Below are 14,153 nucleotides of genomic sequence, written 5' to 3'. Positions count from 1 at the left end.
GATCCGTTCGGAGGGGAACCATGGGCGCGGACACGGCAGTTGCGCCACCGGACAGGAGCACGGACACCGCGCGAGGAGGCACCCCGGCCCCGGCCCGGCGGCGCCGCCATCGTGACGACCGCAAGGCCGCCTGGCTGTTCCTGGCACCCGCACTGGTGGGCTTCGCGCTCTTCTACGCGTATCCGACCATCCGGGGCATCTACTACTCGCTCACCGACTACAACCTGCTCTCGCCGCCCGCCTTCACGGGCGCGGACAACTATCAACACCTCATCGGTGACGACCAGTTCTGGAACGCGCTGAAGGTCACCGGCACTTACGTCGTCCTGAACATCGGATCGCAGACACTGCTGGGCCTGCTCCTGGCCACCCTCATGCACCGCCTGACCCGGTCGGTGGCGCTGCGCGCGCTGCTGCTGGTGCCGTGGCTGGTGCCCAATGTCACCGTCGGCCTGCTGTGGATGTGGATGCTCGACGCCAACCTCGGCTTCGTCAACCACATCCTCGACGCCCTCGGCTTCGGCACGACGGGCTTCTTCACCTCACCGACCTGGGCCATGCCGACCGTCGCCGCCGTCAACACCTGGGCATACACGGGGTACACGGCGCTGCTCCTGTACGCCGGAATGCTCCAGGTGCCCCAACACCTCTACGAGAGCGCCTCGTTGGACGGGGCCGGCGAGTGGCGGATGTTCACGAAGATCACGCTGCCGCTGCTGCGCCCGGTCCTCGCCCTGGTCCTCGTGGTGTCCCTGATCGGCTCGTTCCAGATCTTCGACACGATCGCGGTGACCACCAAGGGCGGGCCCGTCAGCGCCACGCGCGTCATCTACTTCTACATCTACGAACAGGCCTTCACGAACTTCCACATGGGCTACGCGTCCGCCGTGGCGGTCGTCCTGGCGGTCGTCCTCGGCGTCCTGACCGCCGTGCAGATGCGCCTGCTGCGCGCCTCCCGCTCGGACCTGGCCTGAGGAGACAGACCGTGAACCGCATGTCCATCAAGGTCTCGCCCGGCCGGATCGCCGCGTGGGCCGCCCTGACCGTGGCGCTGGTCGTCACCGTCTTCCCGTTCTACTGGATGATCCGCACAGCCCTGACCCCGGCGGCCGACATCTACACCGACGCCACCGGACTCGTACCGGACCACCCGACGATGATCAATTTCCTGCGGGTCCTCGGGCTGACGAGTGAGGAGGAGGCACGGGCCGCCGGCGGGTCCGGGGCGCACGTGGACTTCCTGCGCTACCTGCTCAACTCCGTGGTCTACAGCGGGCTGATCGCCGTCCTGCAGACGCTGTTCTGTGCCATGGCCGGCTACGCCTTCGCCCGGCTGCGCTTCCCCGGGAGGGACGCGGTGTTCGGTGTGCTGATCGCCGCGCTCATGGTGCCGCCGATCTTCACCGTGCTGCCCAACTTCGTCCTGGTGAAGAACCTCGACTGGCTCAACACCTTCGCCGGCATGGTCGCGCCGAGCGTCCTCATGACGCCCTTCGCGGTCTTCTTCCTGCGGCAGTTCTTCCTGTCGATCCCGCGCGACGTGGAGGAGGCGGCCGTGCTCGACGGTGTGGGCGCCTGGGGCGTCTTCTGGAAGATCGTCATGCCCATGAGCCGCGGACCGCTGATCACCATCGGACTCACCACCACCGTGTGGGCCTGGAAGGACTACCTGTGGCCGCTGCTGACCGGGCGTGACGAGCAGACCCGCGTCCTCACCGTCGCCCTCGGCATCTTCCAGCAGCAGTCCCCCAACACCCAGCCCGACTGGACGGGACTCATGGCCGGCTCCGCGCTGTCGGTCCTGCCCGTCCTGGTGCTGCTCATCGTGCTCGGCCGCCGCCTGGTCGAGTCGCTCAACTTCACCGGCATCAAGTAGCCCCGATGCCGGGGCCGTTGCCCCCTCAAGAGTGTCACTCCCCCACACAGCACGAGCTCCCCCACGCCGCACGACTTCCCTCCTCGTACGAGTCAGAGAGGCTCCTCGTCATGAGTCCCAAGCACCTGCGCGCCGGCGCGGCCCTGCTGTGCCTGGCCGCCACGTCCACCCTCGTCTCCTGCGGGAGTTCCGACGACACGGCCGGAGGCAGGACCACCATCAACTACTGGCTGTGGGACGACAAGCAGCTGCCCGCCTACCAGGACTGCGCCGACGCCTTCCAGAAGGCCAACCCCGACATCACCGTCAAGATCACGCAGACGGCGTGGGCTCAGTACTGGCAGAACCTCACCACGCAGCTGACGTCCGGCGAGGCGCCGGACGTCTGGACCGACCAGGCCTCCTACTATCCGCAGTTCGCCACCAGCAACCAGCTCATGGACCTCCAGCCGCTCGTGGAGCGGGACAAGGTCGACCTGTCCGCCTACCAGTCCGGTCTCGCCGAGACCTGGGTCAAGGACGGCAAGCGCTACGGACTGCCGAAGGACTGGGACACCATGGCGCTCGTCTACAACACCGGCATGCTCAAGAAGCAGGGCGTGGACGCCGCCGAGCTCGACGCCCTGACCTGGAACGCCGACGACGGCGGCACGCTGGAGAAGGCGATCGCCAAGGCCACCGTCGACGCCGCGGGCCGCAACGGACTCGACCCGAAGTTCGACAAGAGCCATGTGAAGACGTACGGGTTCCTTCCCGAGTGGGCCGACGGGTCGCAGGGGCAGAACGGCTGGGGCGATCTGGCCGCCGCGAACGGCTTCACGTACCTCGACAAGAACCCGTGGGGCACGAAGTACAAGTACGACGACCCGAAGCTCGCCGAGACCATCGCCTGGTTCAAGCACCTCATCGACAAGGGCTACGCGCCGCGGTTCGATAAGCAGTCCACCGTCGCCAACTCCGAACTGCTCACCGCGGGCAAGGGCGCCATCATGGTCGCCGGCTCCTGGACCATCTCCACGTTCACCGACGCCAAGCTGAAGCAGCAGTTCGCCTTCGCCCCGCTGCCGACCGGTCCGGAAGGGCGCAAGAGCGCCGTGAACGGACTGTCCGACGCCATCTGGGCCGGGACTCCGCACAAGGAAGAGGCATGGAAGTGGGTCAAGTTCCTCGCCTCGCCCGACTGCCAGAATCTCGTCGCCAAGCGGGCCGTCGTGTTCCCGGCCCTGAAGTCCGCCACCCAGAAGGCGCTCGCCGCGCACAAGGCGAAGGGTGACGACGTCCACGTCTTCACCGACGCGGTGGCCGACAAGAACGTCACGTTCCAGCTGCCCGTCACCGAGCACGGCACCGAAATAGGCCCGATCGTCCAGGACGCCATCCAGTCGGTGATCCTCGGCAGGGCCAAGCCGGAGAGCGCCCTCAAGTCGGCCAACGACAAGGTCAACGGCCTCTTCAAGCAGTGACCGGCTTCCGTCCGCACCTCTCACCATGAAGCAAGGAGATCCATGGCCCAGCTCGCAGATCTCGGCGGCCTCACGTTGGCCGTCGAGCTCGAAGGCGACGCCCCGCCGCGGCCCGTCGACGGCGGCCTGCTGCTGCCGCCCGGCCGCGTGGCCCTGCTGCACGGCCTCGGCGACGCGCTGTTCTACCGGCACGGACACAACTCCTGGAGCCCGTGCGGCTGGCGCCGTCTGTCCGAGCCGCCGCTGCGCATCGAGAGCGCCGAACGCCGCCTGACCGCCGACGACACCGTGTGGGACGACCCGGCGCGCCACCACTCCTCCGCCGTCGCGGCCCTCCAGGGAGCCGACGGACAGGTGCTGCTGCTCGGCGCGCTCGGCCTCGACATCCCGCGCCTGACCGCCGACCGGGACGCGCTCGTCGGCTGGTACGAGCGCGGCGGAGCCCCCTGGTTCCTGGCGTACGGCACCGAGGACGAGGTCTTCGCCGCCTACGCCCGGCACCTCGCCGACCGACTCGGCCACAGCGACAAGCGCGCGGGCAACGTGTGGTGCAGCTGGTACGCCTACTACGAGAACATCACCGAGGAGCAGCTCACCAAGGACATCACCGCCCTGCGCGGCCTGCCCTTCGACGTCGTCCAGATCGACGACGGCTGGGAGCAGAGGGTGGGCGACTGGCACGCCAACGCCAAGTTCCCTTCCGGAATGCGCGCGTTGGCCGACCGCATCACGGAGGCCGGGCTGCGGCCCGGGCTGTGGATCGCGCCGTTCATCGTCCACCCCGACGCGCAGGTCGCCCACGAGCGGCCGGAGTTGCTGCTGCGGGACGGCGACGGCGCCCCGGTGACGGCCGGCCACAACTGGGGCACCGGCTACTGGGCGCTCGACCTCACACTGCCCGCCGCACAGGAGCATCTGCGCGAGATGATGCGCCGGGTCAGCCGGGACTGGGGATTCACGTACCTGAAGATCGACTTCATCGGTGCCGGCGCGGTGCCGGGGGCCCGGTTCGAGGACGTCGGCCGCGAGGAGGCGTACCGGATCGGCCTGCGCATCATCCGGGAGGAGGCCGGCCCGGACGCCTATCTCCTCGGCAGCGGCGCACCCCTGCTGCCCTCCCTCGGACTGCTCGACGGCATCCGCAGCGGCCCCGACGTCGCACCCCTGTGGGAGCACTACGCCACCCAGGACCCCTCCGACGCCCTGGCGCGCAACGCCGTCGTCAACACCGTGCACCGGCTGTGGCAGGCGCCCCTGCTGGAGGTCGACCCGGACGTCGTGTACTTCCGCAGCCGCCTCAATCTGCTGACCGAGCAGCAGCAGAGCTGGCTGCGCGACCTCGCCGACGTCTGCGGTTTCCGTGCGGTGTCCGATCCGCCGGGCTGGCTGCACCCGGACGAACTGGAGGCGATGACGGCGTACTTGGCGCACCGCCCCGAGGTCCGCAGGCTCGGCCGGTACCGCTTCGCGATCGACGGGCGCGAGATCGACTTCGGCCCGGCCGTCGCTCCGGACACGGAACAGCGCTATCCGATCGCCTGATCCGTGACCGTCGCGAGGGAGCGATCCACGATCCTCGTACGGCGGCCGCCCTGAATTAGTAAACTGCTCAGCATTATTCAGCAGCGGCCCGCAGACCCCACCAGGGAGCACCAGCATGGCGACGACCGGAACAGACCTGTCCCGGATGCGCGAGATGAACCAACTGTCGATCGTGTGGGCGCTGCGCGGCAACCCACCCGCCACCGTCACTGAACTCGCGGGCCGGGCCGGGCTGTCCCGGCCCGCCGTCGACGTGCTGGTGCAGTCCCTGGTGACCGACGGGTGGGCCGAGGTCGAGCAGCCGAAAGCCAGCAGCGTCGTCGGCCGGCCCGCCCGGCGCTTCCGGTTCCGGGCCACCGCCGGTCACGCACTCGGCATCGACATAGGCGTCCACAAGATCCTCGTCATGCTGAGCGACCTGGAGGGGAACATCGTCCGCAGCACGCGCCGACCGGTCGACCCTGAGGCCGCGCCCGAAGCTCGGCTGGCGTCGGTCGACGAGGTCATCGACGAGGTGCTGCGCGGCGTCGCCATGACGCCGGCCGACATCTGGGCCGTGACGATCGGTGTGACCGGCCCCGTCGACTCCAGCGGCCGCACCACCCTGTTCACTCCTCTCCCCGGCTGGAGCACCGCCGACCCGGCCGCTCATCTGGCAACCCGCTTCACCTGCCCCATTCAGGTCGAGAACGACTGCAAGCTCGCCGCCGTCGCCGAGCGTTGGAAGGGCGTCGCCCAGGACGCCGACGACATCGTCTTCCTTCTCGCGGGGCTGCGTACCGGCGCCGGCCTCATCCTCGACGGCACCCTGCGCCGCGGACACGGCGGCGCCGCGGGCGAGATCGGCGCGCTCAAGGCCGTGCGCTGGCTCGCCGCTCCGGACCACCTCGCCTCCTGCCCCGGGGTACCGGAGACGGCGGCGGCCGGCGACATCGCGGCCTGGGTGTTCCAGGCGGCCCGGGACGGCGACCGGGACGCGAGGGCCGCCGTACGCCGCTACACCCGGGACCTCGCGGTCGGGGTCGCCGCCCTCGTTCTCGCCCTGGACCCCGAGGTCGTCGTCTACGGCGGAGGGTTCTCCCGCTCCGCCGACGTCATCCTGGAGCCGCTGCGCCGAGAACTGACCAAGCACTGCCTGCGCCTGCCGGAGCTGCGCACCTCGACGCTCGGCGACGAGAGCGTGGCCCTGGGCGCGCTGCGTCTGGCCCTCGACGAGATCGACAGCCGCCTGCTGAGCGACGGGCTTGCGGCACCGACGGCTCCACGGGGCTAGGGCCGGTCCGGCGGATCAGGTCGCGCTCGGGGGCCCGTGCCGTTCTGTGCCGGTGAGCGGGGTCGGGTGTGCGCCACCACCGAACGCGGCCTGCTGCTCGCCGAGTTCCACCGCCGCGGCCCCGTATGGCGCTTCCGTGCCGCCGGGCAGGGCTACGGCCACGGTCTCGACGCGCTCGCCCTCGGGTACGGCGTCGACATCGCCGGCTGAGGCGGCGCCGCGGTCGTGGCCCCGGCCGCTTGGCGACGAGCGGCCCCCGCCCCGTAGGCTGGCCCGTGCAGCTGGTTCGCCCCGTCCGCCAGGCGGGAGCGTCGTAAGAGGGAACCCGGTGGGAATCCGGGACTGCCCCGCAGCGGTGAGTGGGAACGACCGCCGTCATACGCACTGGGTCCCGACGAACGGGACCTGGGAAGCGACGGCCAGTAGGTGTCCTCCGGATCGGAGGACGTGCCCGCGAGTCCGAAGACCTGCCATCTGCCCGTGCGCGTACGACGCGTGTGCGGACATCTCGGTGACCTCGAGGGCGGGTCGGCGTACACACCGGACGGACGACGGCGCCCCGGCGCGCGGGACCGTGCCGCCGGTCTGTCACTCCTTTCCGGCCGCGTCGGTCTCCGGGATCCCAGGGATACGTCTCTCGAAGGAGATCTCCGTGACCACCAGGACCGCGGCCGCGGCAGCACGGGCCACCGTGTACGGCTACCCCCGCCAGGGACAGAATCGCGAGCTGAAGAAGGCGATCGAGGGCTACTGGAAGGGCCGCGTCACCGCCGACGCCCTCCGTGCCACCGCCGCCGGACTGCGCCGCACGAACTGGCGGGAGCTGGCCGGCGCGGGCATCGGCGAAGTGCCGACCGGCGACTTCTCGTACTACGACCACGTCCTCGACACCAGCGTCATGGTCGGCGCGATCCCCGAGCGCCACCGCGCCGCTTTCGACGCCGATGCCCTGGACGGGTTCTTCGCCATGGCCCGTGGCACGCAGGACGTCGCGCCGCTGGAGATGACGAAGTGGTTCGACACCAACTACCACTACCTGGTGCCCGAGTTGGGGCCGGACACGGTGTTCACCGCTGACTCCACGAAGCAGGTCACGGAGTTCGAGGAAGCGCTCGCCCTGGGGCTGGCCGCCCGGCCGGTCCTCGTCGGTCCGGTCACGTATCTGCTGCTGGCCAAGCCCGCGCCCGGTGTCGCCGCCGACTTCGACCCGCTGACCCTCCTCGACCGGCTGCTGCCCGTGTACGCGCAGGTGCTCACCGAGCTGCGTGCGGCCGGGGCCCCGTGGGTGCAGCTCGACGAGCCCGCCCTCGTCCAGGACCGCACCCCGGCCGAGCTGAACGCGGCGGCCCGCGCCTACCGCGACCTCGGTGCTCTCGCCGACCGGCCCAAGCTGCTCGTGGCCTCGTACTTCGACCGGCTGGGCGACGCCCTGCCGGTCCTGGCCAAGGCCCCGGTCGACGGTCTGGCGCTCGACTTCACCGGCTCGGCGGCCGCCAACCTCGACGCCCTCGCGGCCGTCGGCGGGCTGCCCGGCAAGCGGCTGGTCGCCGGTGTCGTCGACGGCCGCAACGTCTGGATCAACGATCTGGCGAGGTCCCTCACCACGCTCGGCACCCTGCTCGGCCTCGCCGACCGGGTCGACGTCGCCCCGTCCTGCTCGCTGTTGCACGTCCCGCTGGACGCGTCGCTGGAGCGGGACATCGAGCCGCAGATCCTGCGCTGGCTGGCCTTCGCGCGGCAGAAGACCGCCGAGGTGGCGACCCTCGCCGCGGGTCTGGCCCAGGGCACCGGCAGCGTCACGGCGGAGCTCGCCGCGAACCGGGCGGACCTGGCGTCGCGGGCCGGATCCCCGATCACGCACGACCCGGACGTGCGGGCCCGCGCCGCCGCCGTCACGGACGCGGACGGGCGCCGCTCCCTGTCGTACGCCGAGCGGTCCGCCGCGCAGCGCGCCCACCTCGGCCTGCCGCTGCTGCCGACCACGACGATCGGCTCGTTCCCGCAGACCGGTGAACTGCGCGCGGCGCGGGCCGACTTGAGGGCGGGCCGTATCGACACGGTCGCGTACGAGGAGCGCATCAGGAACGAGATCCGCGACGTCGTCTCCTTCCAGGAGAAGACCGGCCTGGACGTCCTCGTGCACGGCGAGCCCGAGCGCAACGACATGGTCCAGTACTTCGCCGAGCGGCTCACCGGCTACCTCGCCCTGCAGGCCGGCTGGGTGCAGTCGTACGGCACCCGTTACGTGCGCCCGCCGGTCCTGGCCGGCGACATCTCGCGTCCCGGGCCGATGACGGTGCGCTGGACCGCGTACGCCCAGTCCCTCTCGGACCGCCCCGTCAAGGGCATGCTCACCGGGCCGGTCACCATGCTCGCCTGGTCCTTCGTCCGCGACGACCAGCCGCTCGGGGACACCGCTCGGCAGGTCGCTCTCGCGCTGCGGGACGAGGTGAACGACCTTGAGGCGTCCGGGACTTCGGTGATCCAGGTCGACGAGCCCGCGCTGCGCGAGACGCTGCCGCTGCGCGCCGCCGACCGTGCCGGCTACCTGGCCTGGGCCACCGAGGCGTTCCGCCTCACCACCAGCGGTGTGCGTCCGGACACCCAGATCCACACGCACATGTGCTACGCCGAGTTCGGTGACATCGTCCAGGCCATCGACGACCTCGACGCCGACGTCATCAGCCTGGAAGCGGCCCGCTCCCACATGCAGGTCGCCCACGAGCTGGCGGGGCACGGTTACCCGCGGGAGGCGGGACCCGGCGTGTACGACATCCACTCGCCCCGCGTACCGGGCGTGGCGGAGGCGGCGGCCCTGCTGCGTGCGGGACTCGAGGCCATCCCGGCCGAACGGCTGTGGGTCAATCCGGACTGTGGCCTGAAGACCCGCGGCTGGCCCGAGACCCGGGCCTCCCTGGAGAACCTCGTCGCCGCGGCGCGCACCGTCCGCGCGGAGCTGGGGTCGACCACGTCCTGACGCCGGCACGCCCGTGCCGGGCCGTGGGCATCCCTGCGCCCCGGCCCGGCACGGGTCCGCGTCCCCAGGGGGAGGGTCAGAACGCGTATCTGACGCGCAGCCAGGGCGCGTGCGCCGCCAGCAGTTCACCGAGCCGCGCGAGCGAGCGCTGCTTGATCTCGTGGGCGTAGCGGACGTTGAGGGCGCCGTTCTGGGAACGCTTCGTCTCCTGGGCGGCGGGCTGCCACAGCACGTCCTCGGCGCGGGGATGCCAGCCCAGGTTGACCTCGTGCAGCGCCTGGTTGTGCGTCAGCATGATGACCTCGGCCGCCGCCTGTTCCTTCACCCGGGCGGGCAGGACGTCGTCGAGGTGGGTGAGCAGTTCGGCCCAGTCGCGCTGCCATCCCTGGCGCAGGACGACCGGCGAGAGGTTGAAGTGGATCTCGTATCCGGCGTCGAGGAAGTCCGCGGCCGCGGCGATCCGGTCGGCGATCGGGCTGGTGCGGATGTCCAGCAGCCGGGAGTCGTCGGCGGGCATGAGGGAGAACCGCACCCGGGTCCGTCCCTGGGGGTCGAGGGCGAGCAGGTCGGGGTTGACGAACTTGGTGGCGAACGACGCCTTGGCCGTCGGCAGGCCGCGGAACGCGGCGACGAGATCGGCCGTGTTGTCGCAGACGAGGGCGTCGACGGAGCAGTCGCCGTTCTCTCCGATGTCGTAGACCCAGGCCTGCGGATCGCACTGGTTGGGTTCCGTCTTGGGGCCCTGGGACCGTACGTGGCGCCGGACGTGGGCCACGATGGCCTCGATGTTGGTGAACAGCGTGATGGGGTTGGCGTAGCCCTTGCGACGGGGGACGTAGCAGTAGGCGCAGGCCATCGCGCAGCCGTTGGAGGTGCCCGGGGCGATCCAGTCGGCCGATCTGCCGTTGGGGCGCGTGGCGAGCGTGTGCTTGACCCCGAGCACGAGCGTCTCGGTCTTGACGCGGACCCACCGGTCGACGTTGCCTTCGTTGCCGTGGAGGGAGGGGATGCGCCAGTGGCTGTCGACCTCGGTGACGCGCACGCCGGGCAGCCGGGCCATGATCTGGCGGCCGCGCGGCGAGTCGAGGGCCGCGGGCTCCACGTAGACCTCGCGGATGTCGAGCAGCCGGCGCGCCTGCGGACTGTCGCGGAACGCTCCGTGCGGGGCCGGTGCCGGGGCGGCGTCCTGCCATCCGAACAGCGCTTCCTGCTCGGGCTCCCCCGAGGCCGGTCCTGCCGCCTGCCGATCCACGTGCTGTTCCTCTCCGCGGCCCATCCTCTCAGGCCTCTGCCACCTCTCAGCTCTCGGACATCACAGGTCTCTCAGTCCTGGCGGTCGCGCTCCTGCTCCAGCAGTGCGTCGAGGTCGCGGAGGCGGTCGAGGCCGCGCACCGCCTGTGCCATGCGGGCGTTGTGCTCGAACCGGTCGCGGTGGCGGTGCAGCAGGTTCCAGTACCCGGCGGTGAACGGGCAGGCGTCCTCGCCGACCCGGACGGACGGCTTGAACCGGCAGGGGCCGCACAGGTCGCTCATGCGGTCGATGTAGGCGCCGCCGGACGTGTAGGGCTTGGTGGTCATGCGGCCCCCGTCCGCGTACTGCGACATGCCCACCACGTTGGGGACCATGACCCAGTCGTAGCCGTCGACGAAGCTGCGGTGGAACCAGTCGGTGACGGCCCCCGGCTCCCAGCCGCGCTGCAGGGCGAAACTGCCGAGGATCATCAGGCGGGGGATGTGGTGGGTCCATCCGGTGTCCCTGACCTGTTCCAGGACGTGGGAGAGGCAGTTCGCCTCGGTGCCCTCCGGGGAGAGCTCCGTGAACCAGTCGGGCAGTTCCGCGTGGTGGCGCAGGGTGTTGCTGTCGCGGTACCGCGTACCGAAGTACCAGTAGACGTGCCAGACGTACTCGCGCCAGCCGGCGACCTGGCGCACGAATCCCTCGACGCTGTTGAGGGGCGCGTCGCCGGAACGCCACCGGGCCTCGGCCCGTTCGACGCACTCGGCGGGGTCCAGCAGCCCGAGGTTCAGCGACGAGGAGAGCAGGCTGTGGCTCATCGTCGCGTCCCCGGACAGCATCGCGTCCTCGTGCGCGCCGAACGTGGCGAGCCGGTGCTCGACGAAGCGGCGCAGCGCGGCGAGTGCCTCCCGGCGCGTGGCGGGGAACCAGCGGGGCGCGTCCTCGCCGACGAACTCGACGTCCCCGTCGCGCGCCCAGCGGTCGAGGTCGGAGCGCACCTCGGCGTCGATGTCGCTCTCCCGCGGGTGGTAGGGCGCGGGGACGCCCAGGTCGGTGGCGCCGCGGGGCGGGGGCTGGCGGTTGTCGTGGTCCAGGTTCCAGCGGCCGCCGGCCGGCCGGTCGCCCTCCATCAGCAGGTCGTGCGACTGGCGGACCCAGCGGTAGAAGTCCTCCTGGCGGAGGTGTTTCGTGCCGCGGCCGTCCGCCCAGATCCTGAACTCGTCGTGCGTCATGAGGAAACCGCGGGCCGGCAGGACGCGGACGGAGGGCAGGGAGTCCACGAAGTCCCGGGCCGCGTGCGTGGTGGGGTGATGCACCGTCACGGGGTCGTCCCCCACCGCCTCGCGCAGGCCCTCGCGATAGGTGTCCGCCCTGACGTACCGCACCCGGTCGCCGAGTTCGGCGGCCCGGTGGCGCATCGCCGACAGGATCAGGTGGGCCTTGGCGCGGTGGAACCGCCTGCGCCGGAAGACGCTGCGGGCCTCGATCATCAGCAGCGGCGCGTCCCGGTGCGGGCCGCCGCGCGCGGGGTCGGCGAAGTGCGGGCCGAGCTGATCGCCGAACAGCCAGTGAGGGGTGCCGGACTCTTCGTCGGTCATGCCGGGCGCTCCATCGACGTGTCGTTGCCCGGTCGGCGCGCCGCGCCGACCGGGTCCTTGGTCGTCGATCAAAGCGCACGGCGGCGCGGGCCGGACCCGGCACACGCCGGGCGGGCCGCTTCTCGCGTGAGGGCGCCGAGGCGGCTTCCTCCCGGGAACGCCTGTGCGATCATGCTGCGGCGACGACTGCCCTGGGGAGGGGCGGCATCGCGGGACGGCTTGGGCAACGGCGGGGAGCACAGCGTGGATTCGGGTGGGGATCAGGGCGGTTCGTCCGTGTCGGACGAGGAGTGGGAGCGGTTCCTCAGGGAGTCCGAGGAGGGGGTGCCCGACGCCCCCAAGGAGCCGTCGGCGCGCGCCCGCATGGTGACACGGCGGCTCCAGGAGCAGTCCGGGCAGCCGGAGGGGTGGCGGACGCACCGACCGCCCCGCGCGCGGAAGCGGGGCTGGTACGTGGTCGGGCTGCTGGCCGCGCTGGCGCTGGTGTTCGTCGCGCTCGACCCGGGCCGGGTGACCGGCTGGTTCGGGGGTGGCGACGACGCGCCCCCGGCCAGGGTGCCGTCGGCCGGACAGGGCACGCTGGAGGATCCGTTCCTGGGATCGCCCGCCGCGGACTGGGCCGACGGGGCGGCCGGGATCGGCGTGCCCGCGGCCCGGGCCACCGGCTGGATGGGCGAGGCGCAGGTCGCGCGGGCGCTGCGGCGGACCCGGGACTTCCTCGTGGCGTCCAGCCTGGATCCGAAGGTGCTGCGCGGCGAACGGCCCGACGAGGCCATCGCGTTCATCAACCCGCGCCAGCCCGGGGAACAGGAGTTCCTGGACACCTCGCTGACCGCGCCGAGCGCGGAGGACAACCCGCTCGTGCTGTTCAGCCGCTTCGACCGGACCGAGGTGCGGCTCGTCGGGGACGTCGTCAGGACGCGGGGGCGGATGACGTACCGGGAGGGCGAGAACGGTGCGCTGGAGGTGACCACCGACGTGACGTACGTGTATCCGGTGGTGCGGGCGGAGCGGGGCAGCTCCCAGGTGGTGCGCACGATCGTGCGCCGCGAAGTGGTGGTGAACTGGGACGATCCGGCGAAGGTGCGCACGAAGGCGGGCACCTTCTCCGTCGTGCGCAACAGCGTGGACACCACGAACGCGGGATGCGACACCTATACGGGCTACCTCACCCCGGAGTTCGGCACCGGGCAGGCGGCCGACGGCCCGACCGTCGACCCGTACGACCGCAGCGCGCCGATGGAGGCCCGGGCGGGCGCGTCCGGGGACCAGACGTGCGGGACCGCCACCCGGTCGTGAGGCCGCACGGCCCTATCCGGCGCGCAGCGCGTCGACCGCGATCCGGGCGGCGGTGCCGATGACCGCGTCGGCGGCGGGCAGGGTGGCCGCGGTCTGCGCGGTGCGGGTGAACACGGCGACGGCGTAGCGGCCGCCGTCCGGGTACTCGACGACTCCGGCCTCCGCGCGCAGCGTCGGCAGCGACCCGGTCTTGCCCGCGACGTGCACGTCGTCGAACGGGAAGCCGGACGCCAGCCGGTGCGGCCACACCTGAAGGCCCATCAGGCGCCTCATGGCGGAGCCGTGTTCGGCCGTACAGGCCTCGTCGCGCCAGATCGCGCCGAGCAGCCGGGTCAGCTCGCGCGGCGTGCTGCGGTTGGAGCGGGCCGGGTCGAGGGCGCGCAACCGCCCGATGACGTGCGGGTCGGCCAGCGCGCGGGCGCCGGCCGGGCCGACATCCTCCTTGATGGAGGCCATCGTGGCGCCGAAGGTGTGGACGGCGTACGTCGCGTCGAGGCCGAGGCGGGCCGTCGTGCGGTTGACGGCGTCGAGGCCGACCCGGTCCAGGAGCAGGTCCGCGGCGGCGTTGTCGCTGACCGCCATCATCAGGTAGGCGAGGTCGCGCAGCGAGAGGCGGGCCGCATCGAGCATCGCGGCGAGCCCGGTGGGCCCCGCGGTGCGGTCGCCCTGCGGGCAGTCGACCTGTTCGGTGAGGTCGAGGGCGCCGGCCGCCGCCCGCTCGTGCAGGGCGACCAGCAGCGGCAGCTTGTGCACGCTCGCCGTGCACACCAACTCGTCTGCCTCGACGTCGAGTTGAGCGCCCGAGTCGATGTCGAGGGCGTGCAGCCGGCCGGTGACGCCGGCGTCGGTGAAGGCCGCGCGGACGCGTTCGCGGAAGTCGGTACGGAT

Annotated in this window: 10 protein-coding genes, 1 pseudogene and 1 riboswitch; of the genes and pseudogenes, 8 read left to right on the top strand and 3 right to left on the bottom strand. The window is 71.6% G+C overall.

Annotated features, from left to right (window positions below; all coding sequences use genetic code 11):
• Window positions 1-20 precede the first annotated feature (20 nt).
• From ACVHNB_RS11295 to metE, 7 genes and pseudogenes are all read left to right on the top strand, one after another.
• Window positions 21-974, top strand: coding sequence for a carbohydrate ABC transporter permease (locus ACVHNB_RS11295; RefSeq protein WP_428951514.1), 954 nt, complete (start codon window positions 21-23; stop codon window positions 972-974).
• 20 nt (window positions 975-994) lie between these two features.
• Window positions 995-1,876 carry a carbohydrate ABC transporter permease gene (locus ACVHNB_RS11290; RefSeq protein ID WP_428957495.1) on the top strand — a complete coding sequence of 294 codons (882 nt, stop codon included), beginning with the start codon at window positions 995-997 and terminating at the stop codon, window positions 1,874-1,876.
• A 110-nt stretch (window positions 1,877-1,986) separates the two neighbouring features.
• Window positions 1,987-3,339 (top strand): ABC transporter substrate-binding protein, encoded by a 1,353-nt coding sequence (locus ACVHNB_RS11285; protein WP_456227954.1) that lies wholly within the window; start codon window positions 1,987-1,989, stop codon window positions 3,337-3,339.
• Between the two features lie 42 nt (window positions 3,340-3,381).
• Window positions 3,382-4,881 (top strand): glycoside hydrolase family 36 protein, encoded by a 1,500-nt coding sequence (locus ACVHNB_RS11280; protein WP_428951516.1) that lies wholly within the window; start codon window positions 3,382-3,384, stop codon window positions 4,879-4,881.
• Window positions 4,882-4,996: 115 nt separating this feature from the next.
• Entirely contained in the window at window positions 4,997-6,154 is a 1,158-nt protein-coding gene (locus ACVHNB_RS11275) for an ROK family protein (protein ID WP_428951517.1), read from the top strand.
• A gap of 72 nt (window positions 6,155-6,226) precedes the next feature.
• Window positions 6,227-6,364: pseudogene (locus ACVHNB_RS11270) on the top strand (TerD family protein); the annotation flags it as partial.
• A 55-nt stretch (window positions 6,365-6,419) separates the two neighbouring features.
• A riboswitch (cobalamin riboswitch) is annotated at window positions 6,420-6,643 on the top strand.
• Window positions 6,644-6,806: 163 nt separating this feature from the next.
• The gene (metE, locus tag ACVHNB_RS11265) at window positions 6,807-9,131 is read left to right on the top strand and encodes a 5-methyltetrahydropteroyltriglutamate--homocysteine S-methyltransferase (RefSeq protein ID WP_456227953.1); all 2,325 of its coding nucleotides are present in this window, start codon (window positions 6,807-6,809) and stop codon (window positions 9,129-9,131) included.
• A 76-nt stretch (window positions 9,132-9,207) separates the two neighbouring features.
• Here the strand turns inward: metE and ACVHNB_RS11260 are convergent, their stop codons facing one another.
• Window positions 9,208-10,407, bottom strand: a complete 1,200-nt coding sequence (locus ACVHNB_RS11260) for a spore photoproduct lyase family protein (RefSeq protein ID WP_456227952.1) — start codon at window positions 10,405-10,407, stop codon at window positions 9,208-9,210.
• A 47-nt stretch (window positions 10,408-10,454) separates the two neighbouring features.
• Window positions 10,455-11,966, bottom strand: coding sequence for a cryptochrome/photolyase family protein (locus ACVHNB_RS11255; protein WP_456227951.1), 1,512 nt, complete (start codon window positions 11,964-11,966; stop codon window positions 10,455-10,457).
• 243 nt (window positions 11,967-12,209) lie between these two features.
• Between ACVHNB_RS11255 and ACVHNB_RS11250 the strand changes: the two genes are divergently transcribed.
• Entirely contained in the window at window positions 12,210-13,265 is a 1,056-nt protein-coding gene (locus tag ACVHNB_RS11250) for a hypothetical protein (protein ID WP_456227950.1), read from the top strand.
• A gap of 12 nt (window positions 13,266-13,277) precedes the next feature.
• On the opposite strand, the gene ACVHNB_RS11245 is transcribed toward ACVHNB_RS11250, so the two are convergent.
• Complete coding sequence (locus tag ACVHNB_RS11245; RefSeq protein WP_456228865.1) at window positions 13,278-14,153, bottom strand: serine hydrolase; 876 nt, start codon at window positions 14,151-14,153, stop codon at window positions 13,278-13,280.

This window comes from Streptomyces sp. YJ-C3, assembly GCF_053891275.1.
Note: the sequence above shows the minus strand (reverse complement) of the source record. Positions and strands in the feature narration are given on the sequence as shown.